The 26,976-nt window shown below is 29.4% G+C and carries 30 protein-coding genes; 17 read left to right on the forward strand and 13 right to left on the reverse strand.

The window, feature by feature from the left end; translation table 11 throughout:
- Together CAMP18497_RS06080 and CAMP18497_RS06085 are read left to right on the forward strand one after the other, a co-directional pair.
- Nucleotides 1-212, forward strand: a 212-nt coding sequence (locus CAMP18497_RS06080; RefSeq protein WP_337213175.1) for a hypothetical protein, incomplete at its 5' end; no start/stop codon positions are given.
- Nucleotides 213-424: 212 nt separating this feature from the next.
- Nucleotides 425-877: a DUF411 domain-containing protein gene (locus CAMP18497_RS06085; RefSeq protein ID WP_337213177.1), complete on the forward strand. Its 453-nt coding sequence runs from the start codon at nt 425-427 to the stop codon at nt 875-877.
- Between the two features lie 10 nt (nt 878-887).
- On the opposite strand, the gene CAMP18497_RS06090 is transcribed toward CAMP18497_RS06085, so the two are convergent.
- From CAMP18497_RS06090 to exbB, 3 genes are read right to left on the reverse strand one after another with little or no spacing between them, the layout of a single operon-like run.
- Nucleotides 888-1,541, reverse strand: coding sequence for an energy transducer TonB family protein (locus tag CAMP18497_RS06090; protein ID WP_337213179.1), 654 nt, complete (start codon nt 1,539-1,541; stop codon nt 888-890).
- Nucleotides 1,538-1,927: a TonB system transport protein ExbD gene (exbD, locus tag CAMP18497_RS06095; RefSeq protein ID WP_337213181.1), complete on the reverse strand. Its 390-nt coding sequence runs from the start codon at nt 1,925-1,927 to the stop codon at nt 1,538-1,540. The genes CAMP18497_RS06090 and exbD overlap by 4 nt, the downstream gene beginning before the upstream one ends.
- Nucleotides 1,920-2,351, reverse strand: a complete 432-nt coding sequence (gene exbB / locus CAMP18497_RS06100; protein ID WP_149062773.1) for a TonB-system energizer ExbB — start codon at nt 2,349-2,351, stop codon at nt 1,920-1,922. Before exbB ends, exbD begins: the two co-directional genes overlap by 8 nt.
- Nucleotides 2,352-2,511: 160 nt before the next feature.
- On the opposite strand from exbB, the gene cfrA reads away from it, so the two are divergent.
- Nucleotides 2,512-4,605: a TonB-dependent ferric enterobactin receptor CfrA gene (cfrA, locus tag CAMP18497_RS06105; RefSeq protein WP_337213183.1), complete on the forward strand. Its 2,094-nt coding sequence runs from the start codon at nt 2,512-2,514 to the stop codon at nt 4,603-4,605.
- On the opposite strand, the gene CAMP18497_RS06110 is transcribed toward cfrA, so the two are convergent.
- The gene (locus CAMP18497_RS06110) at nt 4,602-6,134 is read right to left on the reverse strand and encodes a DNA polymerase III subunit gamma/tau (protein WP_337213185.1); all 1,533 of its coding nucleotides are present in this window, start codon (nt 6,132-6,134) and stop codon (nt 4,602-4,604) included. The two genes, cfrA and CAMP18497_RS06110, sit on opposite strands and share 4 nt — an antisense overlap.
- Nucleotides 6,135-6,136: 2 nt before the next feature.
- Nucleotides 6,137-7,441, reverse strand: a complete 1,305-nt coding sequence (rho, locus tag CAMP18497_RS06115) for a transcription termination factor Rho (RefSeq protein WP_039617780.1) — start codon at nt 7,439-7,441, stop codon at nt 6,137-6,139.
- Nucleotides 7,442-7,616: 175 nt separating this feature from the next.
- On the opposite strand from rho, the gene CAMP18497_RS06120 reads away from it, so the two are divergent.
- Both CAMP18497_RS06120 and ccoS read left to right on the forward strand, forming a co-directional pair.
- Nucleotides 7,617-9,962, forward strand: a complete 2,346-nt coding sequence (locus tag CAMP18497_RS06120; RefSeq protein ID WP_337213188.1) for a heavy metal translocating P-type ATPase — start codon at nt 7,617-7,619, stop codon at nt 9,960-9,962.
- Nucleotides 9,959-10,168, forward strand: coding sequence for a cbb3-type cytochrome oxidase assembly protein CcoS (gene ccoS, locus CAMP18497_RS06125; protein ID WP_214099529.1), 210 nt, complete (start codon nt 9,959-9,961; stop codon nt 10,166-10,168). The genes CAMP18497_RS06120 and ccoS overlap by 4 nt, the downstream gene beginning before the upstream one ends.
- Before the next feature lie 11 nt (nt 10,169-10,179).
- On the opposite strand, the gene CAMP18497_RS06130 is transcribed toward ccoS, so the two are convergent.
- Nucleotides 10,180-10,485, reverse strand: a complete 306-nt coding sequence (locus CAMP18497_RS06130; protein ID WP_087700117.1) for a c-type cytochrome — start codon at nt 10,483-10,485, stop codon at nt 10,180-10,182.
- Nucleotides 10,486-10,614: 129 nt separating this feature from the next.
- Between CAMP18497_RS06130 and CAMP18497_RS06135 the strand changes: the two genes are divergently transcribed.
- The 4 genes from CAMP18497_RS06135 to gmhA are packed head-to-tail and all read left to right on the forward strand — an operon-like array spanning nt 10,615 to nt 13,996.
- Nucleotides 10,615-11,130: a D-glycero-alpha-D-manno-heptose-1,7-bisphosphate 7-phosphatase gene (locus tag CAMP18497_RS06135; RefSeq protein ID WP_337213190.1), complete on the forward strand. Its 516-nt coding sequence runs from the start codon at nt 10,615-10,617 to the stop codon at nt 11,128-11,130.
- The gene (gene rfaD, locus CAMP18497_RS06140) at nt 11,127-12,080 is read left to right on the forward strand and encodes an ADP-glyceromanno-heptose 6-epimerase (protein ID WP_337213192.1); all 954 of its coding nucleotides are present in this window, start codon (nt 11,127-11,129) and stop codon (nt 12,078-12,080) included. The genes CAMP18497_RS06135 and rfaD overlap by 4 nt, the downstream gene beginning before the upstream one ends.
- Nucleotides 12,073-13,446: a D-glycero-beta-D-manno-heptose-7-phosphate kinase gene (gene rfaE1 / locus CAMP18497_RS06145; protein ID WP_337213194.1), complete on the forward strand. Its 1,374-nt coding sequence runs from the start codon at nt 12,073-12,075 to the stop codon at nt 13,444-13,446. The genes rfaD and rfaE1 overlap by 8 nt, the downstream gene beginning before the upstream one ends.
- On the forward strand, nt 13,436-13,996 hold the full coding sequence (gene gmhA / locus CAMP18497_RS06150; RefSeq protein ID WP_337213196.1) for a D-sedoheptulose 7-phosphate isomerase: 561 nt from the start codon (nt 13,436-13,438) through the stop codon (nt 13,994-13,996). The genes rfaE1 and gmhA overlap by 11 nt, the downstream gene beginning before the upstream one ends.
- Nucleotides 13,997-14,003: 7 nt before the next feature.
- On the opposite strand, the gene pyk is transcribed toward gmhA, so the two are convergent.
- From pyk to CAMP18497_RS06180, 6 genes are all read right to left on the reverse strand, one after another.
- A complete protein-coding gene (gene pyk, locus CAMP18497_RS06155; RefSeq protein ID WP_337213198.1) occupies nt 14,004-15,455 on the reverse strand; it encodes a pyruvate kinase in 1,452 nt (483 codons plus the stop codon).
- 12 nt (nt 15,456-15,467) lie between these two features.
- Nucleotides 15,468-16,814 (reverse strand): FAD-dependent oxidoreductase, encoded by a 1,347-nt coding sequence (locus CAMP18497_RS06160; RefSeq protein WP_337213200.1) that lies wholly within the window; start codon nt 16,812-16,814, stop codon nt 15,468-15,470.
- 109 nt (nt 16,815-16,923) lie between these two features.
- Entirely contained in the window at nt 16,924-17,547 is a 624-nt protein-coding gene (locus CAMP18497_RS06165) for a type III pantothenate kinase (RefSeq protein WP_087700105.1), read from the reverse strand.
- Complete coding sequence (locus CAMP18497_RS06170; protein WP_087700103.1) at nt 17,534-17,866, reverse strand: hypothetical protein; 333 nt, start codon at nt 17,864-17,866, stop codon at nt 17,534-17,536. Before CAMP18497_RS06170 ends, CAMP18497_RS06165 begins: the two co-directional genes overlap by 14 nt.
- A gap of 1 nt (nt 17,867) precedes the next feature.
- Nucleotides 17,868-18,863 (reverse strand): hypothetical protein, encoded by a 996-nt coding sequence (locus CAMP18497_RS06175; protein ID WP_337213203.1) that lies wholly within the window; start codon nt 18,861-18,863, stop codon nt 17,868-17,870.
- Complete coding sequence (locus CAMP18497_RS06180) at nt 18,860-19,405, reverse strand: hypothetical protein (protein WP_263727318.1); 546 nt, start codon at nt 19,403-19,405, stop codon at nt 18,860-18,862. Before CAMP18497_RS06180 ends, CAMP18497_RS06175 begins: the two co-directional genes overlap by 4 nt.
- Before the next feature lie 151 nt (nt 19,406-19,556).
- On the opposite strand from CAMP18497_RS06180, the gene gatC reads away from it, so the two are divergent.
- The 8 genes from gatC to CAMP18497_RS06220 are packed head-to-tail and all read left to right on the forward strand — an operon-like array spanning nt 19,557 to nt 25,784.
- Nucleotides 19,557-19,844, forward strand: a complete 288-nt coding sequence (gene gatC / locus CAMP18497_RS06185) for an Asp-tRNA(Asn)/Glu-tRNA(Gln) amidotransferase subunit GatC (RefSeq protein ID WP_039625566.1) — start codon at nt 19,557-19,559, stop codon at nt 19,842-19,844.
- A gap of 21 nt (nt 19,845-19,865) precedes the next feature.
- A complete protein-coding gene (locus tag CAMP18497_RS06190) occupies nt 19,866-20,435 on the forward strand; it encodes a CvpA family protein (protein ID WP_263724476.1) in 570 nt (189 codons plus the stop codon).
- On the forward strand, nt 20,425-20,880 hold the full coding sequence (locus tag CAMP18497_RS06195; protein WP_043019516.1) for a Fur family transcriptional regulator: 456 nt from the start codon (nt 20,425-20,427) through the stop codon (nt 20,878-20,880). The genes CAMP18497_RS06190 and CAMP18497_RS06195 overlap by 11 nt, the downstream gene beginning before the upstream one ends.
- Before the next feature lie 11 nt (nt 20,881-20,891).
- Nucleotides 20,892-22,394 (forward strand): lysine--tRNA ligase, encoded by a 1,503-nt coding sequence (gene lysS / locus CAMP18497_RS06200; protein ID WP_337213208.1) that lies wholly within the window; start codon nt 20,892-20,894, stop codon nt 22,392-22,394.
- Nucleotides 22,395-23,636, forward strand: coding sequence for a serine hydroxymethyltransferase (locus CAMP18497_RS06205; RefSeq protein WP_257397119.1), 1,242 nt, complete (start codon nt 22,395-22,397; stop codon nt 23,634-23,636).
- Nucleotides 23,633-24,178, forward strand: a complete 546-nt coding sequence (locus CAMP18497_RS06210) for a DUF1882 domain-containing protein (protein WP_263675352.1) — start codon at nt 23,633-23,635, stop codon at nt 24,176-24,178. Before CAMP18497_RS06205 ends, CAMP18497_RS06210 begins: the two co-directional genes overlap by 4 nt.
- Before the next feature lie 20 nt (nt 24,179-24,198).
- Nucleotides 24,199-25,005: an SPOR domain-containing protein gene (locus tag CAMP18497_RS06215; protein WP_263677896.1), complete on the forward strand. Its 807-nt coding sequence runs from the start codon at nt 24,199-24,201 to the stop codon at nt 25,003-25,005.
- Nucleotides 25,002-25,784, forward strand: coding sequence for a shikimate dehydrogenase (locus tag CAMP18497_RS06220; RefSeq protein ID WP_263677897.1), 783 nt, complete (start codon nt 25,002-25,004; stop codon nt 25,782-25,784). The genes CAMP18497_RS06215 and CAMP18497_RS06220 overlap by 4 nt, the downstream gene beginning before the upstream one ends.
- On the opposite strand, the gene dnaJ is transcribed toward CAMP18497_RS06220, so the two are convergent.
- Nucleotides 25,781-26,902, reverse strand: coding sequence for a molecular chaperone DnaJ (gene dnaJ, locus CAMP18497_RS06225; RefSeq protein ID WP_263677898.1), 1,122 nt, complete (start codon nt 26,900-26,902; stop codon nt 25,781-25,783). The two genes, CAMP18497_RS06220 and dnaJ, sit on opposite strands and share 4 nt — an antisense overlap.
- Nucleotides 26,903-26,976: the final 74 nt, after the last annotated feature.

Here is a 26,976-nt window from a genome sequence, read left to right on the forward strand (position 1 = left end):
TTTTATGTGTTGTTTCTTATGGCTTAGATTTGTGTTGTTGGTTGTTGAATTGTTTTAATGACTTCTTTGGTGGGTTTGTTATTTTATTTTTATGGTTTTTAATTAGTGGTTTAGTTATTATGAGCTTTAGTGATTTATCTTTTGTTTTTTGGATGGTTGGATATTTGACTTGGTTGATTTATGTTTTTATTTCTATATCTTTAGTAATTTAATTGGCTTGACTGTTTTAATTTTTTCAATTTTAAATTGCTTATAGTAAATTTGGTGAATTTGTTTTTTAGGTTTTTGCAAAGTTAATATTTGTAATAAGTATTTGTGAGTGAAATAGGAGTATAATTAGTATATTTTAAAATAAAAATTATTGGTTTTATAAAAAGTATTAATTTTTATAATGTATTTTATCTTTTTTATTTTTGGAGGATATATGAAAAAATTATTTTTAACTTTATCGTTGGGTTTTACAACTTTATTGGCTAATGAAAAATTATTGAATATTTATGAAAGTCCTACTTGTGGATGCTGTGATCTTTGGGCTAATTATATGAAAGATAAAGGTTATAAAGTGCAAATACACAAAAGTGAGAATTTTTTAAAAATAAAAGAAAAAATGAATATTCAGCCTATGTATCAAAGTTGCCATACTGGCGTAATTGATGGTTATGCTATAGAAGGGCATGTGCCTGAAGATGCAGTTGCTTGGCTTTTGAAAAATAAACCTGAAGATGTTATAGGTATTTCTGCTCCTGGTATGCCTCAGGGAAGTCCTGGAATGGAGCAAGGTTATGAAGAAGAATATCCTGTAGTTTTAATGCTTAAAAATGGAGATTATAAAATTTATGGAATTTATAAAGGGCATAATTTAATCACGACAAACTAAGCAATTTTGCTTAGTTTATTTTATATATTAATGGTATTCTTATATGAAAAGTTTTTTCATACTGTGGAAAATTCTTAGACGCTATATGTATAGTTTCTAAGGCACTATTGTTCAATAATTTATATTTTGATGGTTTTAATATTTTTAAGTTTAATAGATTTTTATCTTTAGTCCATGTGAATTCTACTAAAATTTCGCCACTCATTCGCATTTTTTTGGCTTGTCTAGGATAGATTAAAGCTTCATCTATAGCTTGTTTGACTTCTTTTAAAAGCTCATTATTATTAGTTAAAGATATGCTTTCTTGAGAAGTTGTTGGAGTGTTTTTTTCTTGGGTTAAAGTTTTTTGAGATTTTATTTCTTCATTTGATTGATTTGTTATCTTGGTATTAGCTAAAGTATTTACTTTTTTAGGTTGCATAATAGCTTTTTCTTTTGTTTGTTTTAGCTCTTTTATTTTTTCTTGTTTAGGCTGTTCGGTTTTTGCTTTAGGGGAATCTTGCAAAAATTGTTTTATAGCTATATTAAATTTTTCTTCTTTTGAAACACTATGTTGTATATGTAAAAAATTATTAGTATAAATAAAAACAAAAAATAAAGGCGAAAAGAGAAATAAAGTGATAAAAAAGGATTGATTTTTATGATTGTTTATGAATGTTTTCATCTTTTTTGCTCTGTTAAAATTTGAAAATTTTCATGATTTTTATTTTTTAAAATATCAATAATTTTTACAAAACTTTCAAATTTTGCTTCTTTATCACTTTTTAACTCTACTAATGTTTTAGAACCTATAGTGTCAAATTTTGCTTTTATTTCTTCTAAGGAAGCTGTTTTTCCATCGATATAAAATTCATTTTCTTTATTGATTAAAATACTCACTTTGTCTTTATTTTCATTTATAGAATTTGAATTTTCACTTTGAGGTAGATTGATTTTAATTTCACCATGCGCGATAAAAGTGGATATGCTTAAAACAATGGCTAGTAAAACAAGCATTATGTCTATAAAAGGAATGATGTTTAAACCCTCATTTTTTGGCAATTTAAGCATTTTTATCCTTAAAAATACGATATGCATTACTCAAGGTTGATATTTTTCTAAGCAATCCATTATAAGCCATCAAAGAAGGAATAGCAACTAAAATTCCCAATGCTGTAGCCTTTAAAGCTAGCGATAAGCCAATAACAATAGATTTAACATCAATATTCCCACTTGCTCCCATGTCGTAAAATGTAATCATAATCCCTACTACAGTTCCTAAAAGCCCTACATAAGGAGCATTAGTGTAAATGATATAAAGCATAGTAAGATTTTCACTAATTGCATCATCAAATTTTTCTTGACATTGATAGTCGTTTAGCTTAATTTTTCTAAAAAACAAGATACGTTCTATAGTACACCATATAGCAATAAATGCCATTATTCCTAAAACAATAAATATAATTAAGTCAATGTAAGTTTTTAAAAATTCCATTATACCCTCATTTTAAAAATTTTTGTGATTATATTACTAAAAATTAAATTTTTTATTAATAACAATTATCATAATTGATACAATAAATTTATTTTAAATTAATAATTATTATCATAATATGCCAATTTTTAAAATTTTTGTTTGTTTAAGAAAGGAAATAATGAAAAAACATTGTTTATCGTTTTGTGTTGCTAGTTTTTTGGTCTGTAATGCTTTATCACAAGAAGTTTTATTAGATAGCTCCATAGTAAGTGCTTCTGGTTTTTCTCAAGATATTAAAGAAGCCCCTGCCACTATAAATGTGATTAGCAAAAAAGATTTGGAAAGTAAGCCTTATAGAGATGTTGCCGAAGCTATTGCTGATATTCCTGGTGTGGATTTATTTGCTAGCAAAGGAAAAACTGGATCTTATAACATTACCATGAGAGGTATTACTGGATATACTTTAATTTTAATTGATGGGCGCCGTCAAGGGATAGGCGGAGAAGTAGGACCTAATGGTTTTAATGAAATTTCAAATTCATTCCTACCTCCAATTTCTAGCATAGAAAGAATAGAAGTAATCAAAGGGCCAATGAGTACTTTATATGGATCTGAAGCTTTAGGTGGTGTTGTAAATATCATCACAAAAAAAGTAAGTGATAAATGGGAAACATCAGTTAGTCTAGATAGTATTTTTAATGCACATAAAGAATGGGGTAATACTTATGGCACAAGTATATATTCAAGCGGCCCGTTGATGAATGATCGCCTAGGATTAACCTTACGTTTTAGAGAGTTTTATAGGGAACAATCTAATGTTGAATTTAGCAATGGAAGTGGACAAAGAGTGCAAGGTGATCAAGCACAAAGCCCTACAAAAGCTAATAATTTTAGTTTAGGAACTAGGTTAAATTACTTAGTAGATGATTATAATACTTTGATATTTGACATTGATTTTTCAAGAAATCATTATGATAACAAAAAAGGCCAACTAGGCACATTAACAAAACCAACAGATAAAAATGATGGCTCTTTAACAGGTGGTTATACAGACACTATGCAAGTGGATAAGTTGGTAACTTATTTAAGCCATGAGGGTGTGTATGAAGATTTTTCGATTACTTCTACCTTGCAGTATAACCGTGTAAGTAACGATGGACGTGAGGTGGTTGGCCAAGCAAATCAGCCATTTTTAGGGCAAAATAGAGATATAGTTGCTGAAGATATTATCGTAGATACAAGATCAGTTATTCCTTTAGGCCAAAGTCATATTTTAAGCGTGGGTGGTGAATATAGACTTGAAAAAATGCAAGATAAAATCGCTAATCCTACAAATTTTGATCAATATTTATTAGCTCTTTTTGCAGAAGATGAGTATAGTATAAGAGATGATTTAAGATTTACTTTTGGTGCAAGGTACAATTATCATGAAATTTTTGGAAATAATATTTCACCAAGAGCTTATTTAGTTTATAATCCTACTAGTGAGCTTACTTTAAAGGGTGGTGTTTCAACGGGCTTTAGAACTCCATATGCTAATAGATTGATAGCTGGTGCTTATAATTATAGTGGACAGGGTAAGTACCCTATGTATGGAAATCCAAATCTAAAAGAAGAAATATCGCTTAATTATGAATTAGCCGCTGTTTATAATAATGACTTATTTTATATTTCAGCTACTGGGTTTTTGACAAATTTTAAAGATAAAATTTCTAGTCAAAAATTTAGCAATGGCAGTATGATTTCGGGTATTGGAAAATGTGAAGCTGAGTCTTGTTATCAAGCGATTAATCATGGCAAGGTTGAATACAAAGGCATAGAGCTTGGAGCAGGGATTACTCCTATAGACCATTTAAATTTAGATTTAGCTTACACTTATCTTGATAGCGAAGTAAAAGATGCACAAGATAAGGCTGTGATAGGAAAGCCAGAAATTGATAGTTTAAAACACAATATCATGTTAAAAGCAAGTTATAATATCTTTAATAAATTCACTCCATGGATAAAAGGTGAGTGGCAAATAGATCGTTATATGGGCGATACAAATATTAATAGAGAATATTATCAAGATGTCTTTTTAGCTTCTATGGGTGTGCGTTATGATATCAATAAAAATTGGAACATCAATGCAGCAATTTATAATCTTTTTGATAAAAGTTTTACAAGTGATTGGGATTCTTATAAGAGTGGTGACAAAGATGTTTGGGTAAATACTTATAACCGTATAGAAGAGGGAAGAAGAATTTATATTTCAATCAATGGTAGTTTTTAATTTTGTATTGTCGGAGAACCAAAGAGCTTATTAAGAGCCTCTTTGGTTTCGTCTTTAGGATCGTATTTTTTAGCGTCTTTTTTAAAATTTTCAAAATGCTCATTTAAATTTGGTGTGTTTTTTACTTCTTGTTTTATGGGAGTTTTGAATATATCTTGTAGTTTTTGAGTATCTATGGTTTCTATTTTTTGGATTTTAATTTGTGCTTTTTCTCCAAAAAGCTCATGAAGTAATGTTTTGATTAATTTAAAACCGTTATTTAAAACCATTCTATCATCATCTTTAGCATGTGAGCTAATGCTTAAAATGTCATCTTCAAAAGAAATAAATTGAGTGGTTTTTTTAAAAACTTCAGCTAAGTCATAATCTCTTTTATATATTGCTTTTAAGAGATTTTCATAAGGACTAAGTTTTTCTTCTTTAGAGGTTTGTTGAATAGAAGGAATTTCTTGTTGTTTTGGATTTGGCATGCTATCTTGCTTTGAACCTTTAATAGCCTCATCAATGCTTTTTAGATAAGTTGCTTCTATAAGCATGAAAGCCATAACGCAAAGTACAAAGCTATCATCATCACTAGAATTTAACATAGTCTTAGCGCGTGAAAGAATTCTAAAAAATCTTTCATAAATTAGCATAGAAAAAAGATTATTTTTGGCAAAAAATGCTTCTTTTAAAAAAAATATCATCTCATCAATGACATTACTTGCCTCATAATCTTCAAATTCTTTTAAAAACTCAAGAACTTTATCTTTATCATTGGCTAAAATGGCTTGATAAAATTCTTCAATTTTAGCTGGATCTAAAAAGCCTAGCATAGCAGTGATTTTTTGTGTTTGTATATCATTTTGACAATATACTATGGCTTGATCTAGCAAGGTTAGGGTATCTCTTAAAGAACCATTTCCGCTTCTTGCAATGAGTTTTAAAGCTTCTTTTTCATAACTAATATTTTCTTTTTCCAAAATCCATTCAAGATGATTTAAGATATCATGGGTAGAAATTTGCTTAAATCTAAAATGTTGTGTTCTTGAAAGAACCGTAGCAGGAAGTTTTAAAGGATCGGTTGTTGCTAGTATAAATTTAACATAACTTGGTGGCTCTTCTAAGGTCTTAAGCAAGGCATTCGCTGCTTGTGGGGTGAGCATATGCACTTCATCGATAATAAAAATTTTAAACCTAGCTAAAGATGGAGCGTATTTGACTTGCTCGATAAGCTCTTGTATATCTTCTAAGCTTCTATGGCTTGCAGCATCCATTTCTATAATGTCTATATTAGAGCCACTGAGTGAAGATAAACATTGAGAGCATTCTCCACAAGGGTTAGCACTTGGTCCCTTTTCGCATACTAGAGCTCTTGAAAAAATTCTTGCACTTGAAGTCTTTCCGCTTCCACGTAGTCCTGAAAACAAATAAGCATGTGCTAAGCGATTATTTTCAAGAGCATATTTTAAGCTTGTAGAAACAGTATTTTGCCCTACAAGTTCATTGAAATTTTTTGGTCTGTATTTAACAGCAAGAGCTTGAAGCATTACTACTCATTCATGATAGATAATAACTCTTCATTGCTTTTAGTTTTTAGCATTTTAGAGTATAAGAATTTTAAAGCCTCTATGTCATCCATTTGTGAAATAGCTGATCTAATTGCCCAAATTTTTTGAAGTTTTTCGACACCTTGGAGTAATTCTTCTTTTCTAGTGCCTGATTTTATGATGTTAATTGCAGGGTAAATTCTTCTATCTGAAATATTTCTATCAAGAACGATTTCGCTGTTTCCTGTTCCTTTAAATTCTTCAAAAATTACTTCATCCATTCTTGAGCCTGTTTCTATCAAAGCAGTTGCTATAATGGTTAATGAGCCACCATGCTCTATATTTCTAGCTGCACCAAAAAAGCGTTTTGGTTTATGCAAGGCATTTGCATCAACTCCACCGCTTAAAACCTTACCACTACTTGGCGTAGCAGTATTATAAGCTCTTGCTAATCTTGTAATAGAATCAAGCAGAATAATGACATCTTTACCTGTTTCTACCATCCTTTTTGCTTTTTCTATAACAAGCTCAGCTACTCTAACATGATTATAAGCAGGTAAGTCAAAAGTTGAGCTAAAAACCTCACCTTTAACACATCTTTGCATATCTGTAACTTCTTCAGGGCGCTCATCTACCAAAAGTACAATCAAATGAGCCTCTGGGTGATTTTTAGCAATAGCAGTAGCTAATTCTTTCATTAACTCAGTTTTACCAGTTCTTGGAGGTGCCACAATTAAGCTTCTTTGGCCTTTTCCTATAGGGGCAAATAAGTCAAGCATTCTACCTGTTAGTTTTAAAGGATCGTATTCTAATTTGATTTTTTCAGTTGGAAAAATTGGAGTAAGATTGTCAAATAAAGGTCTTTCTCTAGCTTCTTTTAATGGAAGATAATTAATCGCTTCAATTTTTAATAAAGCATAGTATTTTTCTTGGTCTTTTGGTTCTCTAACTTGACCGGTAACTATATCCCCAACACGTAGAGCAAATTTGCGAATTTGTGAGTTTGATACATAAGCATCATTTACGCTATCGCTTAAATTTGAATCCATTCCACGCAAAAAGCCATAGCCTTCAGGTGAAATTTCTAAAATCCCTGTAAAGAGTATAAAACCACCTTTTTTGGTTTGTGCTTTTAGAATTTCAAAAATAAGATCTTGTCTTCTAAATTCTCTTGGGTTTTCTATTTCTGCTTCATTGGCAATTTTAACTAAGCTTTCTAGATCAAGCAACTTTAAGTCTTCTATCTTATAACCTTCCACTGGAATGTGTGTTCTTTGATGTTGTTTTTTTTCTTTTGTATTTTCCATATATCCTCTAAAATGTAGAAAATGTAGTATTTAATAATGAATAAGAGATTTTATTCAAAAAAATGCTTCTTTGTCAAATTTTTAAAATTATAATATAGCTTTGTAAATAATTTTTAAAATAGTGATTTTAAAAAAATGATAAAATATTGTAAAAAATTATCAAAGAAAGTATAAGATGAAATGCAAACACTGCCAATTAAGCTTTAGACAAGATCAAATGATAGAAAAAAATGGAAATTATTTTTGCTGTAAGGGTTGTGAGAGTGTTTATGAGATTTTACAAGAAAATAATTTGGAAGAATTTTATGAAAAACTTGGCAATCAAACTCTAACTCCTGCGATAATAGAACATAATGTTAAAGATTATGAAAAATACATACAAAAAACCAAAGAGGGTTTTAGTGAGATTTTTTTACTTATAGAAGAAATTCATTGTGCTGCCTGTGTTTGGCTTAATGAAAAAATTCTCATTAAAAGTGAAGGGGTGATAGAAGTTGATATTAATTCTATTACCCATAAAGCTAGAATTGTTTTTGATGAAAAAAGCATAAATTTAGCAAAAATTATCCAAAGTATAGAAAGTATTGGTTATAAAGCTAGTGTGTATTTGCCTACAAAAAATGAACAAAGAGCAACTCAAACCAAAAGAGATTTTTATGCAAAATTAATAGTTGCCATAGCTTGTGTGATGAATATCATGTGGATATCTGTAGCCAAGTATGCTGGGTTTTTTAGTGGCATGGAAGCTGATACTAAGGATATTTTGCATTTTGCTGAGTTTTTACTTTGTACTCCTGTGCTTTTTTACACAGGCTCGATCTTTTATAAAAATGCCTATTATGCTTTGAAATTTAAAAGTGTTAATATGGACACTTTGGTAATTAGTGGAGCAAGTTTAGCTTATATATATTCAGTGTGGGCAATGTTTTCAAGAGCTTCGCAAGTGTATTTTGATTCTGTGGCAATGATTATTTGTTTTGTTTTTATAGGAAAGTACTTAGAGCTTTTAAGCAAGAAAAAAGCTCTTGATACGCTTGATCATTTACGATCGTTTTTAAGCAATGAAGTAAGAGTTTTAAAAAATGACAAAATAGAAAATATCGATGTAGAAGAAGTGCAAGTAGGAGATATCATAGAATTAAAAGAAGGCGATAGGGTTTTAATAGATGGAGTATGTGTTAGTGGTAATATTAGCTTGGATATGTCTAGTTTAAGCGGAGAGAGTTTACCGCTTGATGTGCAAAAAGATGATATGATTTATTCTGCTTCTTTGGTTTTAAGTGGGAATGCTTTATATAAGGCAAATGCACTTTATAAGGATTCTAAATTAGCTAGGATTATTAATTTACTCGAAAACTCAAGTACTAAAAAAGCCAAAATAGAAAAAATGGTACAGCAAGTAAGTAAGTATTTTTCACCTATTATTTTAACTTGTGCTTTACTTTGCTTTACTTTTACTTTTTTTGTATTAAATTTAGGTTTTGAAGAAGCTATGATACGCATGGTTTCTGTGTTAATTATAGCTTGCCCATGTGCTTTAGCTTTGGCTACTCCGGTGAGTTCTTTAGTAGCAATTAGTGCTGGTTTGAAAGAAAAAATTTTATTTAAAGAAGCAGGTGTTGTGGAGGATTTGAGCAAGTGTAATGTGGCTGTGTTTGATAAAACAGGGGTTTTAACAAAGGCTAGTTTAGAAGTTAAAAAAAGCTTTTTAGATGAAAGGTTAGATAAAAATGAGTTATTAAATTTCTTACACCTAACTAATCACCCAGTGGCTAAAAGCATTTTGAAATTTTTAGATGAAAAAATCGATAGTAGAATAGAATTTGAAAAAATTCAAAATTTTCAAGCAAGAGGTTATAAAGCCTTTTTGGGTAAAGATGAATTTTTGGGAGGAAATGAGAAATTTTTCAAAGAAAATCATATACAAGTACAAGAATTTCAAACTACGCATTTTATATTTGCTAAAAATAAAACTATATTAGCAGTTTTTGAGTTAGAAGATAGTATGAGAGAAAGCTCTGAAGAGTTGATTGAATTTATGAAAGAATGCAAAATGCAAATTTATATGTTAAGTGGTGATAATTTATCTGCTGTGAGTAAGGTAGCTGAAAAATTAAAAATAAATAATTTCAAAGCCTCGTGCATGCCAGAAGATAAAATGCAAATAATAGCTAACTTAAATCAAACAGGTAAGGTTTTAATGGTAGGAGATGGGGTAAATGATGCTCTAGCGCTTTCTTATGCAGGTGTTGGGGTTTCTTTAAAAGAAGGTTCTGAGCTTGCTATGGAAAATAGTGATATTATATTGTTAAAAAATGACCTAAAAAGCTTACAAAAAGCCACGCAAATAGCTAAAAAAACTTATCAAATTATTAAACAAAATTTAGCTTTTTCTTTATTTTATAATGCCTTGAGCATGCCTTTAGCTTTTTTTGGTTTGATTAATCCTTTAATTGCGGCTTTATCAATGTCTTTTAGTAGTATAATAGTAATTTTAAATGCTTTAAGGATTAAAAAATGAACGGTGTTTTAATGATGATGATAGGTGTTTCTTTGGTTGCTTTATTTTTAGCAATTTGTGCTTTGCTTTGGGGTATAAAGAATAAACAATTTGATGATGATTATAAATTTACTACTTTAAATGATAGTGAAGATGCGTTAAACGATGCGGTGATTTTAGAAAAAAGAAAAAAAGAAGCTTTAGAAAAGAACAAAAAACAGCCATAAAGGCTGTTAAATTATTTTTTTAAGCTTTCAATATAATCTTCAATTGCTTTGAAATCTGCTTCTGTTAAACCTTTAAGGTTAATTTTCATGATCGCTCCTTGACCATAAGCATTTCTTTTACCTGCTGCATAGTCTTTCATGTATTGTAATCTTTCAGCTGCAGTTAAAGTATTTAAAGCAGGAACTTTGTTAAGGTAAACTTTATCTGCTTTAGCACCATGACATACTGCACATTTTTTATAAAGTGTAGCACCATCTGCAGCAAAAGCTGAAACACCAAGACATGCTAAAGCTGATAAAACAAGTAGCTTTTTCATTGTATCACTCCTATATAAATTGAAAATAAAATGTGTTTAATTATAAGCTTTTTTTATTTAAAGTCGCTTAAAAAACTTTTTTACTTGATAAATTATAAAATCTTAAAAAAAATTCATTATAATTTTTTCATGAAAACAAAGGCGTTATTTTTAGATAGAGATGGGATTATTAATATAGATAAAAAATACGTTCATAAGATTAGCGATTTTGAATTTTGTGATGGTATTTTTGAATTTTGTGAATTTTTTCAAAAGCAAAATTTTTTAATTTTTGTAGCTACTAATCAATCAGGCATTGCAAGGGCTTATTATAGTGAAAAAGATTTTGAAATTTTAAGCTTATATATGCTAGGTGAGTTTTTGAAAAGAAACATTAGAATAGAAAAAATTTATCACTGCCCGCATTTAGAAAATTGTGAATGCCGTAAGCCAAAACCTGGCATGCTTTTAAAAGCACAAAAAGAATTTAATATAGATTTTTCACAATCTTTTTTTATAGGGGATAATTTAAGTGATATGCAAGCTGGAATCAATGCTGGTATAAAAAATCTATTTTTGATTAGTGAAAATTATAATGATGATGAAAACTATAAGATCTTTAAAAATTTAAAAGAACTTTTGCATTATTTAAAGGATAAAAAATGAAAATAGTAATAACGGGTGGAGCAGGTTTTATAGGTTCTGCTCTTGCTTTAGAACTTCAGGATAAACATGAGGTTTTGATTGTAGATAAAATGCGATCAAGTGCTACTTTTGAAAATGGAAATTTAGAAAGTTTTGGTCATTTTAAGAATATTTTAGATTTTGAAGGTGAGCTTTATGTAGGTGATATTAATGATGAAAAAACTTTAAAAATTATAAAAGCTTTTAAACCTGATGTGATCTTTCATAAGGCCGCAATTTCAGATACAACTGTTTATGATCAAAATAAAGTTTTAAAGACTAATTTAAATACTTTTAAGGAATTTATAGAACTTGCTTTAGAGCTTAATGCAAAATTAATCTATGCAAGCTCAGCTTCAGTTTATGGAGATGCACCAAGCCCACAAACTGTAAATTTAAGTGAAGCTCCTAAAAATCCTTACGCATTTTCAAAATTAATGATGGATAAATTAGCAAAAAAATACTTTGATAAAATGCATATAGTCGGGCTTAGATATTTTAATGTATATGGCAAGGGAGAATTTTTTAAAAATAGCACTGCTTCTATGATTTTGCAATTTGGACATCAAATTTTAGCGGGTAAAAGTCCGCGTTTGTTTGAAGGAAGCGATCAAATTTATCGTGATTTTGTATATATTAAAGATGTTGTGAGCGCAAATTTGCAAGCTTTAGAAGCAAAAAGTGGAATTTATAATGTAGCTACAGGCAAGGCAAGAACTTTTCAAGATATAGTAGATATTTTACAAAAAGAATTAGATACTAATTATCCTTGTGAGTATATTCCTAATCCTTATAAAAACGCTTATCAATTTCATACTCAAGCAAAATTAGATGAGAGTTTTTCATATAAAGCTAAATTTAGTCTTGAAGAGGGAGTAAAAGATTATTTAGATGAAATTAAAAGGCTTTATGAAAAGGAAGTAAATGCTTGATTTTTTAAGTTCTAAAAAGCCAAAAATTTTAGTTGTTGGGGATTTTATGGTGGATCATTATATATGGTGTGATTGTACTAGAATTTCTCCAGAAGCTCCTGTAATGGTGATGAAGTCACAAAAAGAAGATAAAAGATTAGGTGGGGCTGGTAATGTGTATGCAAATTTAAAAAGTCTTGGCGCTGAGGTTTTTGCTCTAGGGCTTGTGGGTGATGATGAGAGTGGGAGGTTTTTAAAAGAGAATTTAAATGCAAAGTTATTAGTAGAAAAAGATAGAAAAACCCCTCTTAAGAGCAGGGTTTTATCGCATTCTCAGCAAGTTCTAAGACTTGATGATGAGAATGATTTTAACACTAAATTAGAAGATGAAATTATCAAAGAGTATAAAAAAATCGTAAAAGATTATGATGCGATTATTTTGAGCGATTATGCTAAAGGAGCTTTAACTTCAAAAGTTACAAAAGCTTTGATAGAGCATGCAAATACTTTAAATTTACCTATTTTGATTGACCCAAAAGGAAGTGATTTTAGTAAATATCAAAATGCAACCTTACTAACTCCAAATAAAAAAGAAGCTATTCAAGCTTTGGGTGTAGAAAAAATTGATAATTTAGAAAAAGCTTTAAAAAAATTAAAAGATGATTTAAATCTAACTTATTCTATTATAACTTTATCTGAAGAAGGAATAGCGCTTTTTGATGAAAAATTGTATATTATTCCTGCAAAAGCCTTGGAAGTTTATGATGTAACAGGAGCTGGAGATAGTGTTATAGCTATGCTTGCTTATGCTTTGGCTTTAAAAGTTGATATTGTAAAAGCGTGCGAGCTAGCAAATGATGCAGCGGCTGTTGTGGTAGCAAAAGTAGGAAGTGTGAGTGTAAGCTTAGAAGAGATCAAAAACCTCAAAAAAGCTTCTTTTGAAGATAAAATTAAAAGCAAAGAAGAACTTGTAAAGTTAATACAAAATCAAAAAGTAGTTTTTACCAACGGATGTTTTGATATTATGCATTATGGCCATATAAAATATCTTGAAAAAGCTAAAAAATTAGGAGATATCTTAGTTGTAGGTTTAAATTCAGATGAAGGTGTAAAAAGACTAAAAGGAAACTCAAGACCTATAAATTTAGAGTTCCAACGTGCATGTATGCTTGCAAGTATGTATTTTGTAGATTATGTAGTGATTTTTGATGAGGATACTCCTTATGAATTAATAGAGTTCTTAAAACCTGATGTGCTAGTTAAAGGAGCTGATTATAAAGGCAAAGAAGTAGTGGGTTCAAATTTAGTGAAAAAAGTAGAATTGATTGACTTTGAAGATGGATTTAGCACTACTAATATAATTAATAGGATTGCAAATGATAAATAAAATTGAAAAGGAATTTATTCAGCATCAAAAAACCTTGGAGCAAAGTTTGAATTTAAAAGAGCAAATTGCTACGGTTGTTCAAGAGTTAAAAGTATGTTTGAAAAATGGAGGGAAAATTTTAATTTGTGGAAATGGTGGAAGTGCTGCAGATAGCCAACATTTTGCGGCTGAACTTAGTGGAAGATATAAAAAAGAAAGAAAGGCTTTAGCTGCTATTGCCCTAAGCACTGATACTTCTGCTTTAAGTGCTATAGGAAATGATTATGGTTTTGAATTTGTTTTTTCAAGACAAGTTGAAGCTTTAGCTGGTGATAATGATGTATTGATTGGAATTTCTACTAGTGGAAAAAGTCCAAATGTGATCAAAGCTTTTGAAAAAGCTAGAGAAATTGGTACTAAATGTATAGGGCTTAGCGGAAAAGGTGGTGGAGCGATGAATGCATTATGTGAGTATAATATAGTCATTCCAAGCGATGATACGGCTAGAATTCAAGAAATGCATATTTTAATCATACACTGCTTATGTGATTTGATAGAAGAAGAATATTAAGTTTGGGTTATTTTCCCAAACTTAAATAATATTCAATTTGATCTTTTTGTAAAATTCTAATTAAATTTGTACTTCCTGCAACACCTACTGGAAATCCTGCGGTAAGAGTGTAAACCCCATCTTTTTTCATAAGGCCTTTTTCAACTCCAAGTTTTATAGAATTGCTTAAAAGTTCTGTTAAATTTTCATGTTTTTCTATCAATATAGCAGGTTGAACTCCCCAAACTATACTTAAAAAATTTAAGGCTTTTTTAGAATGAGTAATAGCTATGATATCCATTTTTGGACGATATCTTGCTGTTTTAACTGCAGAAGCACCACTGCTTGTAATGGTAAAAATTGCATTTGCATTTAAATTAGTTGCTAGTTGTGTGCTTGATTTAGCAATGATATCGGTTTCATTGAAACATTTAAAGTTTTCAAATTTTTCATAAGGATAGTTTTTTTCTGTTTCAATGATAGTTTGAGTCATAATATCAACCGCATTTGCCGGATCAATCCCCACTGCACTTTCTTCGCTAAGCATAACTGCATCAGTGCCATCAAGCACAGCATTAGCAACATCTGAAATTTCAGCTCTTGTGGCAGTTTTGGATTTTGCAAGTGAAAAAAGCATTTGAGTAGCAGTGATGACAGGTTTATTAGCCTCGTTGGCTTTTTTAATGATGAGTTTTTGTATATTTGGCACTTTATAATAAGGCACTTCAATGCCTAAATCTCCTCTTGCTACCATTATACCATCGCTGCAATTTATGATTTCATCGATATTTTCAACAGCATCAAATTTTTCTATTTTTGCAAAAATAGCAATTTTAGCATTATTTTCATCAAGTATTTTTTTAACTTCATCAATATCATGAGCATTTTGTACAAAAGATATGGCTAAAAAATCAACATCGTTCTTAATGCCCCATGCAAGATCGTCTTTATCTTTTTGGGTGATAACATCGATATTGATTTTTGTATTTGGAAAATTAATTCCCTTGTTTGAACTAAGCACCCCGCTATTTTCTACTTGGGTTTGGATAAAATCTTTTTCAACTTGCACTACTTTGGTTTTGATGGAACCATCGCAAAGATAGATGTATTCTCCTACCTTTAGCATTGAAAGAATTTCAGGGTGATTAATACAGACTTTATAATGTTCATTAGAAAGTTTTTCTCCTTCAAAAGTATCCTTGTAAAAGTCTAGTCTATCTCCATTTTTTAATTCAAAAGCTTCTGGAATCTTTAAGGTTCTAATTTTTGGTCCACTAATATCTTGTAAAATTCCAATTCTTGCATTAAGTTCAGCTGCTACTTTTCTAATGGTAGCTAGATTTTGACTATGATACTCATGGGTTCCATGTGAAAAGTTTAAACGAAAAACATTTACCCCATTAATAATCATTTGTCTTATTGTAGCTTCATTTTCGCTTGCTGGTCCGATCGTTGCAACTATTTTTGTTTTTTTTAACATTTCTTATCCTTTTTATAGTAGTTCGCTAGTAAATAAATCCTCATTAAAATTAGCACCTAAGTATTGACAAATAAGTTTTGCATCTCTATAGCCATTACCAAGACAGCTTGTAGCGCCTGGACTTGGTGTCATATTGAAAATTATACCTGGAATTTCAGTGATACTTGCTTCACCAAGCATTAATTCTCCTGCCTTTTTATCAAGCACTTGAGGGCGCACTCCGCCAAAGTTTTTAGCATAGTAAATATCATCTGTTTTTAAACTAGGAACTATTTTTTTGGCATCTTTTACAAAAAGTCTTTTGTTAATATAAGGAATTTCAAACAAATAATTATAAAGAATATAATTTCTAATAGTAGAATCTTTAAAAAGATTAAAACAAATTTTAACTACATTCATATCTAAATTTAATGTTTTGAAAAATTCAGGTAACGATTTAAAACCATGATATCTTTCTAACATAGGGATAACCAAGGCAGTGGGACCAAAGCGCGTATTCATATTAGTTAATAAATCAGGATCACCATGTAGCGCAGCAAATGGGAGTTTTGGGTTTTGTACCATATAAACTTTACCATTTAAAATTTTTCTTTTTGCCATGTAAAAACTTCCTGCAACAGGAAAGCAAGATTTATCTAATCCTATACCCATTTTATGTGCTAAAAATAAAGAATGCGCACCCGCATTTACTATAATTGATTTTGCACTATATTCTTTAAAATCTCTTGTTTTTATATAAAAAATATCATCTTTTTTTTCTATAAAAACAACTTCTTGATTATAAGCTACATGGGTATTTTTACCTTGTTTGCAAGCTTGTTCTATAAGATTTTGACTCATTAATCCAAAATCTACTGTGGTATAAATTTCACCTTCTTCTACGCCCATAGCTACTATATTATCTGCTCTATCATTGATACCATCTTCACCTAAGACAACATTAGGTTCTATTTGTTTAATATCATTTTTGGTATAAAATTTAATATAAGGATATAATTCTTTAAATTCTTCATATCTATTTTTCATATACTCGCATTCTTTGTCTCCAACCGCAAGTGCAAGTTTTTGATGTGAGTGCATAAATTTATTTTGTGCGTTTTGCAAAAGACCATATTTAACAATCATATCTGCAGTTTTTTTGACTTTTTTTGCTTTTTCTAAGGTATAGTTTGTTTCTATATCGCCACAGTGGATAGTTTGTGAATTGCTTGTGCTATGACTATTTAAAGTTGCGGCATTATTATATTTTTCTAATAAAGCAATATTTTGAATATTTGTATATCTAGCAAGCTCATAAAATGCCGCAGCACCAGAAATCCCACCGCCAATTACTACGGTATCAAAATGTTTTTGATCCATTGTTATCAATTCCTTTTGTATATTTACTTTTGCTAATGATATCAAAATATAGTTGTTTTGAGTTTAAATAAAGCTTATAATTTTAAGAGTAGGGGCGTAGAAATAAATTTTAAAGTATAAAATTTTCACAAACAGCTTTTTTCATGCCTCTAAAAATTAAAAATTTATCATAAATTGCATAGTCGAAAAAATTTGCAAGAAATTGTCCATCGCCGCCGGTAAAATATAATTTTTTACCATATGCACTATCTTTTATGAGTAAATATATGCTTTTAAACACACCATAACTTAAAGCATCAACAGTTCTTTGGGGAAAAGCATCAAAATTTATTTGAGTGTTAAGTTCATATTTTAAACGTGATGAAATATTAGAAAAAGATTTTTTATAGCTTTCAATACCAGGAAGAATAAATCCACCAAGATGAATAGAATTAGAGATAATATCTACAGTGATTGCAGAGCCTGCATCAACTACGACACCATCTTCTATAGTATAGCAAGCTGCTATTCTATCGACCCCTAAATTATCATAAATAGTATCAAAGTTAAAATATGGAGCAAGATTGATAAATAAGGGATTTTGTTTCAATCTTTGCTCTAAATTTGGATTAACATTGATATAAAATACTTTCTGTGTTGGTTCATATTGTAAAAACTGTTCTATACTCATAGAATGAAATTTTTGCTCGTTTAAAAAACTTGCGGTTGTATTGCCAATATCACATAAAAGCATAACTTTTAATTCCTTTGGTAGCTAAATATTCTTTTGCTTTTGAACAAATTAAAGCTTGATGAAAAATAAAATAATTTTTGAAATTTAAATTTAAAGTTTGGTTTATATTTTGAAAAATACTTTCAAATTCTAGACATTCTTTTGTTAAAATTTTACTTTTCGCAAAAGAAAATAAAATTAAGCAGTATTGCTTACTTGTATTTTCTCCATAAATGCAAATTGTTTTTTTCTTTTTGCTAAAAACATGAATATCTAAAGACTTAGTGTTTTTTAAAATAATTCCATGTTTTATAAGAATATCACTAAGTTCTTGATTCATTTTAGTTTAATTGTAAAAATTTGTTTTGAAAGAAAAATTTACCATTTGCCATAAAACTTTTTTTATCAACAGCTTCACTTAGTTTATATACTGTATAATCTTTTAAATTGGTGTTTAATTTGATTAAATAACCTGTTTTTTCAAAAATATATAAAGAGTTGTTGTATAAGGTGCTTTTGGAAAATAGAGCAAATTGAAATTTTACTTCATCGATTTTTCTAAGATTATAGTCATTTTTAAGAATTCTTCCATCTTTTGTAAGTATGAAAATTTCATTATCATTGGTATTTACTTCTTTGATGTTTTCGTTTAAATATAAGGTTCTATTTGGAGTAACAACGATGATTTTTTGTGCAGTTGCAGCAACCATTGTATCATTTTTTACATGAAGGTAGATGATATTGTTAAAAAATTCTTCACTACTTACCAAAATTTCTTTACTAACTTTTAATGTACTTTTATTGAGTATGGCTAATTTTCCATTAAGCATAGGATATATGATAATAGTATTTAAAAAATAAGGATTAGCATAACGACTATCTTGAGCATAAGCTGTACCAAGATTTTGAAGCATTTTAATACCAAGATTTTTATTTGCATATACTAAGGTATTGCTAGCTAAAACCAAGGCTATATCATCTCCATCTATACTTGCACTTACTACGCTTTCATTAAATTTATGAGAAAATAATTCATCTCCTTGTAAATTTAAAATCTTAAAATTTCCATTATCATCGCCAATAAGAACTTCTTCTTGTTGCATATTTAAAATATGATAATTTTTATCTAGTTTAAAATTAATAATATTCCCCGTGGAATCTATAAAGGAATTACTATTTAATTGTGCTATATTGTTATTGAAATTTATAATCTTACCATTAATATTATGTGAGCTATAAGGAAGTTGTTCTGTTTGTGTTGGTTGATAATACTCCCTTTTTGTGCCACAAGCGCTAAAAAATATTAAAGTTATAATAAATAAATAAAAGTGTTTCATTTTATTCCTTGATAATGTTTTAAGCTTGTAATAATCTGCCATAAAGGAGAATTTATAGGTATTTTATTAAATTCTATATCTGCATTTTTAAAATCATTTTGTTTTAGAAATTCAAAACCTGCTAGTAGGGTATTATAATCTTTTAAAAATTCTGACTTTTGATTATTTTGAGCAAGTACTATTTGTTTCAACAAAGGATCTATATTAAGACTTAAAGTTTGATTAAGATCTTGATTGTTTTGCCCCATGATGAATATGGTGTATAAATTTGCATTTTTTTGTTTTAATTCTTCAAGTAATTTTTGATCTGAAGGATTTTTTAACAAATTATTAAAAATTATATTACTTTCTTGAATATTACTTTCTTGTTTTAGATTATAAAAATAACTTCCACCAAAATATGCAACCAAAAGCACGATAATTGTAATGAAATAGTATTTGTATTTTTTTATAAAGCGCTCAGATTTAATAAAATTTTCCATCATTTGCTCTTGAGAGCTTAATTCTTCTTGGACTGCTTTTAAGTTTTCTTTTAAAGCCATATTTTCCCTTTTTTAGCAAGAATAAACATTATTTATTGTTTTAAGTCTATAATTGTAACATATAAAAATGAAAAAATAAATGATTTTATGTTATAATTTTTAATCTAAAAAAAAGAGTTTTCTTGGATATAAATTAAAATTAAGGTAAATCATGCAAATTGATGATAAATTATTGACTAAACTTGAAAAGCTAAGTGCTTTAAAAATTGCTGATGAGAAAAGACAAGAATTAGAAGAGCAATTAAGTCAAATTGTTAATTTTGTAGAAAAATTAGATGAATTAAAACTTGATGATGTGGAAGCTATGACAAGCACTACAAAAGGTGGAACGCCATTTAGACTAGATGAAAGTATAAAATCTGAAGTATTTGATGTAATTAGCAAGCATGCTCCAAATTCTCAAGATGGATTTTTTATAGTTCCTAAAATAATTGAATAAAATATTTGGAGTTTAGTGTAGATGGAAAATTTTTCGTGGTTTGATGTATTTGTTTTGGGCTTAACTGTGATTTTAGGCTTGAAAGGTTTAGTAAGTGGTTTATTTAAAGAAATTTTTGGCTTGTTAGGTATAGTTGGTGGAGTTTTACTTGCTTCAAGATATGCTAAAGAAGTAGCAGAAATTATTAATAATAATTTTTATGCAATTGAAAATGAAAATCTTGCAATTTTTGCGGGATTTTTAGTTTTATTGATCGTGATATGGATAGCTTGTATGGCTTTGGGAAATATACTATCAAAAATGTTTAGTATGAGTGGTCTTGGTTTTATAGATCGTATTGGTGGATTTTTGTTTGGTAGTGCTAAAATATTTTTGATTTTTGCTATTTTGGTAGCTTGTGTTAATAATATAGAATTTTTAAATTCAAGCTTGGAAAAATATGCTAAAAATAGCTATACATTAGAATTACTTAGACAAACAGGTGATTTTATAATGAATACGGATTTTACTCAAAATGGTTTAGATAAAATACAAGAACAAATTATAGATTCTAATTTAAGTCTAAATTCGGAGGTAAATAATGCAAATTGAAAATATAGAATATGATGTTTTACTTGAGCGTTTTAAAAAAACACTTAAAGATAATGGTCTAAAATATACTAAACAAAGAGAAGTGCTTTTAAAAACCTTATATAATAGTGATATGCATTATACTCCAGAAAGTTTATATGTGGAAATTAAGCAAAAAAATCCTGAGCTAAATGTAGGTATTGCGACAGTTTATAGAACTTTAAATTTATTAGAAGAATCAGGTATGGCTACTTCTATATCTTTTGGTGCTTCAGGAAAGAAATTTGAACTTGCAAATAAGCCTCATCATGATCATCTGATTTGTAAAAGTTGTGGAGAGATTGTGGAATTTGAAAATTCTATTATTGAACAACAACAAATGTTAATAGCAAAAGAATATAATTTTAAATTAACAGGACATTTAATGCAGCTTTATGGCTTATGTCCACAATGTAGTAAAAAATAAAGGTATATTTAATGTTTGATAATATTTTAGAACAACAAAAAATTCAAAAAGCACAAGAATTAAAAGAACTAGGAATCAACCCTTATCCACATTTTTTAAAAAAAGAAATGAGCATAAATGAATATAAAAGTAAATTTGCTTACATTAAAGATATGGAAAATCAGCGCGATGAAAATGCTCATGGGGTGTTAGCAGGAAGATTAAAGCTTCTTAGGATAGCTGGTAAATCAGTATTTGCTAATATAGAAGATGAGCAAGATAATTTACAAATTTATTTTAATCAAAATATTTTAGGGGAAGAATACTTTGCTATTTTAAAAAAATATCTTGAAGTAGGAGATATTGTTTTGGCTAAAGGTTTTCCTTTTATGACTAAAACAGGAGAATTTAGTCTTCATGTGGAGCAAATTCAAATAGCTACAAAAGCCATAGTGCCTTTACCGGAAAAATATCATGGGCTTACTGACATCGAGCAAAGATATAGAAAAAGATACCTTGATATGATTATGAATAGTGAAGTGAGAAAAGATTTTATTTTACGTTCTAAAATTGTTTCTTATATTAGATCTTTTTTTGACAATAAAGGATTTTTGGAAGTTGAAACACCAATGATGCATCCTATTGCAGGAGGAGCAAATGCAAAGCCTTTTGTGACTTATCACAATGCTTTGGGTGTGGAAAGATTTTTAAGAATAGCTCCAGAATTATATCTAAAACGTTTGATTGTAGGTGGTTTTGAGGCAGTTTATGAGATTAATAGATGTTTTAGAAATGAAGGGATGGATTTAACGCACAATCCTGAATTTACTACAATTGAGTTTTATTGGGCTTATCATAATTATCATGATTTGATGGATTTAACAGAAGAGCTTTTTGCTATGCTTTTGGATAAATTAAAATTAGACAAAAAACTTGAATTTGATGAAAAAATAATTGATTTTTCTAAGCCATTTGAAAGAATTACTTATAAAGATGCGTTAAAAAAATATGGTGGTTTAGATGATGAACTTATTAATAATAAAGAATTAATCTTAGAAAAGCTAAAAAAAGACGGCTTTGAAGCTAATGAAAAATTAGAATTAGGTCATTTACAAGCTGAACTTTTTGATAATTATGTTGAAGATAAATTGATTGATCCTACTTTTGTGATAGATTTTCCTATTTCTATAAGTCCTTTATCTAGAAGAAGTGATAAAGATAAAGATATTGCTGAAAGATTTGAGTTGTTTATCGCAGGTAGAGAAATTGCTAATGGATTTAATGAGCTTAATGATCCACTAGATCAATATGAGAGATTTTTAAAGCAAATTGAAGCAAAAAATGCAGGCGATGAAGAAGCATGTGAAATGGATGAAGATTTTGTTAATGCGCTAGGTTATGCTATGGCGCCAACCGCAGGTCAAGGTATAGGAATAGATAGATTAGTTATGCTTTTAATTAATAAAAAATCAATTCGCGATGTAGTGCTTTTCCCAGCCATGAGACCACTTAAAAATGAGATAAAAGGAGAGTAAATGTTGGAAAATTTTGATAAAGAAATTTTTGATTTAACCCAAAAAGAGTTAGCAAGACAATGTGATGGTCTTGAAATGATAGCAAGTGAAAATTTTACCATACCAGAAGTTATGGAGGTAATGGGTAGCATTTTAACAAATAAATATGCAGAAGGCTATCCTGGTAAAAGATATTATGGTGGATGTGAATTTGTAGATGAGATTGAGACGATTGCTATAGAAAGATGTAAAAAACTTTTTAATTGTAATTTTGCCAATGTACAACCTAGTTCAGGTTCACAAGCAAATCAAGGTGTGTATATGGCATTATTAAATCCTGGTGATAGAATTTTGGGTATGGATTTAAGCCATGGAGGACACTTAACTCATGGTTCTAAAGTAAGTTCTTCTGGAAAAGTTTATGAAAGCTTTTTTTATGGAGTTGAGCTTGATGGAAGAATTAATTATGATAAAGTTAGAGAGATAGCAAAAGAAGTTAAGCCAAAACTTATTGTTTGTGGTGCTAGTGCTTATCCTAGAGTGATTGATTTTGCTAAATTTAGAGAAATAGCAGATGAGGTTGGCGCATACTTATTTGCTGATATTGCGCATATTGCAGGTTTGGTTGTAGCAGGTGAACATCCTAGTCCATTCCCTTATGCTCATGTTGTAAGTTCTACTACACATAAAACTTTAAGAGGTCCAAGAGGCGGGATTATTATGTGTAATGATGAAGAAATTGCCAAAAAAATCAATTCCGCAATTTTCCCAGGTATTCAAGGTGGTCCATTAATGCATGTAATTGCTGCTAAGGCAGTTGGATTTAAATATAATTTGAGTGATGAGTGGAAAATTTATGCTAAGCAAATCATTAAAAATACCGCTACTTTGGCACAAGTTTTAATAGATAGAAAATATGATTTAGTCAGTGGTGGTACTGATAATCATTTGATTTTATTAAGCTTTTTAAATAAAGAATTTAGTGGTAAAGATGCAGATTTAGCGCTAGAGAGAGCAGGTATTACAGCTAATAAAAATACTGTTCCAGGTGAAACTAGAAGCCCCTTTGTAACGAGTGGTTTAAGACTTGGAACAGCAGCTTTAACAGCTAGAGGTTTTAAAGAAGAGCAAATTACTATTGTTGCAAATTATATAGCTGATATTTTAGATGATATACAAAATACTAAACTACAAGAGGAAATCAAGGTTAAACTAAAGGATTTAGCAAGTAATTTTATTATTTATGAAAGGGCTTTATTTTGATTACAACAATGGATTTAGCTTTAATTAAAATGGTTACAAGCCATTATTATATAAAGCGTGATACTATAGTGAATAAATATGAATACAAGGGTAGGATTTTCTTTGATAAATTTGAGAAAATCAATGCTCCATTAACTGCTAGTGTTATACAAGAGCATATGGAAAAAAAGATAATCGTGGCGCATTCTTTGATTAATAGTTTTGATAAGGTTGAAAATATTGTATTTGATTATAATGGTTTCAATGCGGAGCGTTTTTGGCATAGAGCGCAACTTGTTTTAAGAGAAGAGGGTTTTATTAATTTTACCGCTTATAGAACAAGAACTAATAATCACTTGCATTTGTATATTCATAAAGGACATACAACCTTTAACGAGGCTTGCTCTTTGGGCTCAAAATTATCTTTACTTTTTTCTCAAAAGATGCCAGTAGAGTGGAAGGTTTTTCCTAGTATGGATATACCTAGAGAATTTAATATATTAACCCTGCCTTATGAAGTTTATCAAAAAGAACGTGGTGCCTCTTGGTCTAAACACATGTAATTTCTTGAAAGGATGAAAAAATGGAAGAAAATAACAAAAATGAATTTGATGATATTATTTTGCAAAAAAACAATAAAAGCGAAAAGCTTAAAAAAATTTTGCTTAGATCAATTATTTTAATCATTGTATTTTTAGTTGTTATGATAGCAATGAAATTAATCAATGATCCAGGTGAAGAAAAAACATTACAAATGCCATCAGAGCCGCAAGAGCAAGCTACTTATGAAAATAACTTTAATTCTTTACCTATTACAGATAGTACTAAAGAAGAAGATGAATTTGAAGCTTTAGCTAGAAAATTAAAAGAAGAAAGCTCTTTGAATGATACAAATACTACTATAGAGGAAAAGCAAGAAGTTCCAAGTAATAGTGTGTTAGATCAAATTGCTACAGTAGAATCAAAAGAAGAGCCTGCTAAGGTGGAAGAAAAACAAGAAGAGATTAAGCCTGTAGAAAAATCCATAGAAAAACCAATTCAAAAACCTTCTGAAAAACCAAAAAATAATGTAGTTGAAAAACCAAAAGTTCCAGAGCAAAGCAATACAAATGAATTGTTTGAGAGTATAAAAACTCCAAGTGTTCAAACGCAACTTCCTGCAGGTGCTTATATTCAGGTTTTTTCTTTAAATAGTTTAGACCCTAAATCAAAAGAATTAAATATACTTAAAGAAAATGGATATGATTATAAAATTTACAAAACAACAGTAAATGGCAAAGAATTAACAAAAGTTTTAGTTGGGCCTTATAAAGAAAGTGAATTAAAGGCTGAATTAGAAAAAGTACGTTCTAAAATAGCAAAAGGTGCTTTTACATTTAGAGTAAAATGAAAACTTTTGCAGTTATAGGCGATCCTATTATGCATTCTAAATCTCCAAGAATGCATAATAATGCCTTGCAAGCTCTCAAAAAAGATGCAGCTTATACAAGATATCATCTAAAAGATAAAACAAAATTAAAAGAAATTGTTCAAAAATTAGATGGTGCTAATATCACCATACCTTTTAAAGAAGTAGCTTGTGAAATAGCTGATTTTAAAGATGAAAGTGTTATGCATATAGGTTCTGCTAATACTTTGTTAAATAAAAATAACAAAATTTATGCTTATAATACAGATTATCTAGGATTTTTAAAAGCGATTGAAGATTTTACTCTTATCAAAAATGCTTTGATTTTGGGTGCTGGGGGTACGGCTAAAGCTTTAGCTTATGCTTTAAGATCTAGAAATATTGAAGTTACAATAACAAATCGCTCTAGTGCTAGATTTGTAAATTTAACCGATTATCCATGTTTTTTATATGCCCAACTTGATTTAAGTAAGAAATTTGATTTGATTATTAATACAACTAGCGTAGGTTTAAATGATGAAAAATTACCTTGTCAAGAAGAGATTTTAAAAGGTTTTTTTCAACAAGCCAAATATGCTTTTGATGTGATTTATGGCAAAAATACACCTTTTTTAAAATTAGCAAGAGAAAATGGCTTGACAATAAAAGATGGCGTACAAATGCTTTTATGGCAAGGTGTTTTTGCTTTTGAGTTATTTTTAGAGTGTCAAAAAACAGAAGAAATTTATAAAGCCATGGAGATGGCTTTAAAACTTCCTTAGTGACTAAACCAAGATTTAATTTTATCAAACAAGCTTTCTTGTTCTATAAAAGCTTCTTCATCTGCTAAACCAAAGCTTTTTTCAAGTTGTAATAGTAGATTTTTTTGTTCGTCAGTAAGTGTTTTTGGAAACTTTATTTCAATTTGTACAATATGCGAGCCTAATTTTCCATTATGAATATTTTTAACACCTTCGTTAGCTAATTCAAATTTTTGTTTATCTTTTGCACCTACTGGAAGCTTAAGATCAGCCTCTCCTCTTATGGTAGAAACTTTAATAGTCTTTCCTAGAGCAGCTTGGGTAAAAAATACAGGTACTATGGTATAGATATCATCATCATGTCTGATAAATTTATCATCATCTTCTACGATGATTTTGATATACAAATCACCTCTTTGAGAAGAATTTGGAAGCTCATTGGCTTTGTTTTGCACTCTAAGGCTCATGCCGCTATCTATACCCTCTGGTATATCAAGCTCTATACGATCTTTAATTTCTTCATAACCATTACCATGGCATGTTTTACATTTATCTTTGATAATCTGACCGCTACCTTTACAATGATCACAAGTTTGCACAAAGGTCATAAAACCTTGTCTAACACCAACTTGTCCTTTTCCTCCACAATGAGGACAAGTATCTAATTTTCCATTTTCTGAGCCACTTCCTTTGCAGGACTTACAAAAGCTTTTATAGGTAAAATCGATTGTTTTTTTGCAACCAAAAACAGCTTCTTTAAAGCTAATTTTCGTCGCTATTTTTAAATCATGAGGATATTTATTTCCTTTTTCCTTTTTGCGTGCTGAGCTGCCAAAACCAAAATTATCTCCAAAAAAGCTTGAAAATATATCTCCTAAATCAACATCACCAAAGCCATTAAATCCGCCTGTTTGTCCTTTAAGCCCTTCTTTTCCATATCTATCATATATGCTTCTTTTTTCATCATTGCTAAGAACTTCATAAGCTTCGTTGACAAGTTTAAATTTTTCTTCAGCTTCTTTATCTCCTTGGTTTCTATCAGGATGATATTTTAATGCCATTTTTCTATAAGCTTTTTTTATGGTTTCTTTGTCTGATGTTTGAGAAATTTCTAGTATTTCATAATAGTTAAGTTCCACTTTTTTCCTCTCTTGAAAAATTAATATTGTAATTTTAGCAAAAAAATAAATGAATAGTTAAATTATGTGTTATA

This window comes from Campylobacter sp. W0066.1, from assembly GCF_024723635.1.
Classification (GTDB): domain Bacteria; phylum Campylobacterota; class Campylobacteria; order Campylobacterales; family Campylobacteraceae; genus Campylobacter_D; species Campylobacter_D lari_C.

What these genes read in the sequence shown, in the direction of transcription:
- CAMP18497_RS06085 (WP_337213177.1), top strand. Translation starts at nt 425, where the DNA reads ATGAAAAAATTATTTTTAACTTTATCGTTGGGTTTTACAACTTTATTG.
- CAMP18497_RS06090 (WP_337213179.1), bottom strand. Translation starts at nt 1,541, where the DNA reads ATGAAAACATTCATAAACAATCATAAAAATCAATCCTTTTTTATCACT.
- exbD (WP_337213181.1), bottom strand. Translation starts at nt 1,927, where the DNA reads ATGCTTAAATTGCCAAAAAATGAGGGTTTAAACATCATTCCTTTTATA.
- exbB (WP_149062773.1), bottom strand. Translation starts at nt 2,351, where the DNA reads ATGGAATTTTTAAAAACTTACATTGACTTAATTATATTTATTGTTTTA.
- cfrA (WP_337213183.1), top strand. Translation starts at nt 2,512, where the DNA reads ATGAAAAAACATTGTTTATCGTTTTGTGTTGCTAGTTTTTTGGTCTGT.
- CAMP18497_RS06110 (WP_337213185.1), bottom strand. Translation starts at nt 6,134, where the DNA reads ATGCTTCAAGCTCTTGCTGTTAAATACAGACCAAAAAATTTCAATGAA.
- rho (WP_039617780.1), bottom strand. Translation starts at nt 7,441, where the DNA reads ATGGAAAATACAAAAGAAAAAAAACAACATCAAAGAACACACATTCCA.
- CAMP18497_RS06120 (WP_337213188.1), top strand. Translation starts at nt 7,617, where the DNA reads ATGAAATGCAAACACTGCCAATTAAGCTTTAGACAAGATCAAATGATA.
- ccoS (WP_214099529.1), top strand. Translation starts at nt 9,959, where the DNA reads ATGAACGGTGTTTTAATGATGATGATAGGTGTTTCTTTGGTTGCTTTA.
- CAMP18497_RS06130 (WP_087700117.1), bottom strand. Translation starts at nt 10,485, where the DNA reads ATGAAAAAGCTACTTGTTTTATCAGCTTTAGCATGTCTTGGTGTTTCA.
- CAMP18497_RS06135 (WP_337213190.1), top strand. Translation starts at nt 10,615, where the DNA reads ATGAAAACAAAGGCGTTATTTTTAGATAGAGATGGGATTATTAATATA.
- rfaD (WP_337213192.1), top strand. Translation starts at nt 11,127, where the DNA reads ATGAAAATAGTAATAACGGGTGGAGCAGGTTTTATAGGTTCTGCTCTT.
- rfaE1 (WP_337213194.1), top strand. Translation starts at nt 12,073, where the DNA reads ATGCTTGATTTTTTAAGTTCTAAAAAGCCAAAAATTTTAGTTGTTGGG.
- gmhA (WP_337213196.1), top strand. Translation starts at nt 13,436, where the DNA reads ATGATAAATAAAATTGAAAAGGAATTTATTCAGCATCAAAAAACCTTG.
- pyk (WP_337213198.1), bottom strand. Translation starts at nt 15,455, where the DNA reads ATGTTAAAAAAAACAAAAATAGTTGCAACGATCGGACCAGCAAGCGAA.
- CAMP18497_RS06160 (WP_337213200.1), bottom strand. Translation starts at nt 16,814, where the DNA reads ATGGATCAAAAACATTTTGATACCGTAGTAATTGGCGGTGGGATTTCT.
- CAMP18497_RS06165 (WP_087700105.1), bottom strand. Translation starts at nt 17,547, where the DNA reads ATGCTTTTATGTGATATTGGCAATACAACCGCAAGTTTTTTAAACGAG.
- CAMP18497_RS06170 (WP_087700103.1), bottom strand. Translation starts at nt 17,866, where the DNA reads ATGAATCAAGAACTTAGTGATATTCTTATAAAACATGGAATTATTTTA.
- CAMP18497_RS06175 (WP_337213203.1), bottom strand. Translation starts at nt 18,863, where the DNA reads ATGAAACACTTTTATTTATTTATTATAACTTTAATATTTTTTAGCGCT.
- CAMP18497_RS06180 (WP_263727318.1), bottom strand. Translation starts at nt 19,405, where the DNA reads ATGGCTTTAAAAGAAAACTTAAAAGCAGTCCAAGAAGAATTAAGCTCT.
- gatC (WP_039625566.1), top strand. Translation starts at nt 19,557, where the DNA reads ATGCAAATTGATGATAAATTATTGACTAAACTTGAAAAGCTAAGTGCT.
- CAMP18497_RS06190 (WP_263724476.1), top strand. Translation starts at nt 19,866, where the DNA reads ATGGAAAATTTTTCGTGGTTTGATGTATTTGTTTTGGGCTTAACTGTG.
- CAMP18497_RS06195 (WP_043019516.1), top strand. Translation starts at nt 20,425, where the DNA reads ATGCAAATTGAAAATATAGAATATGATGTTTTACTTGAGCGTTTTAAA.
- lysS (WP_337213208.1), top strand. Translation starts at nt 20,892, where the DNA reads ATGTTTGATAATATTTTAGAACAACAAAAAATTCAAAAAGCACAAGAA.
- CAMP18497_RS06205 (WP_257397119.1), top strand. Translation starts at nt 22,395, where the DNA reads ATGTTGGAAAATTTTGATAAAGAAATTTTTGATTTAACCCAAAAAGAG.
- CAMP18497_RS06215 (WP_263677896.1), top strand. Translation starts at nt 24,199, where the DNA reads ATGGAAGAAAATAACAAAAATGAATTTGATGATATTATTTTGCAAAAA.
- CAMP18497_RS06220 (WP_263677897.1), top strand. Translation starts at nt 25,002, where the DNA reads ATGAAAACTTTTGCAGTTATAGGCGATCCTATTATGCATTCTAAATCT.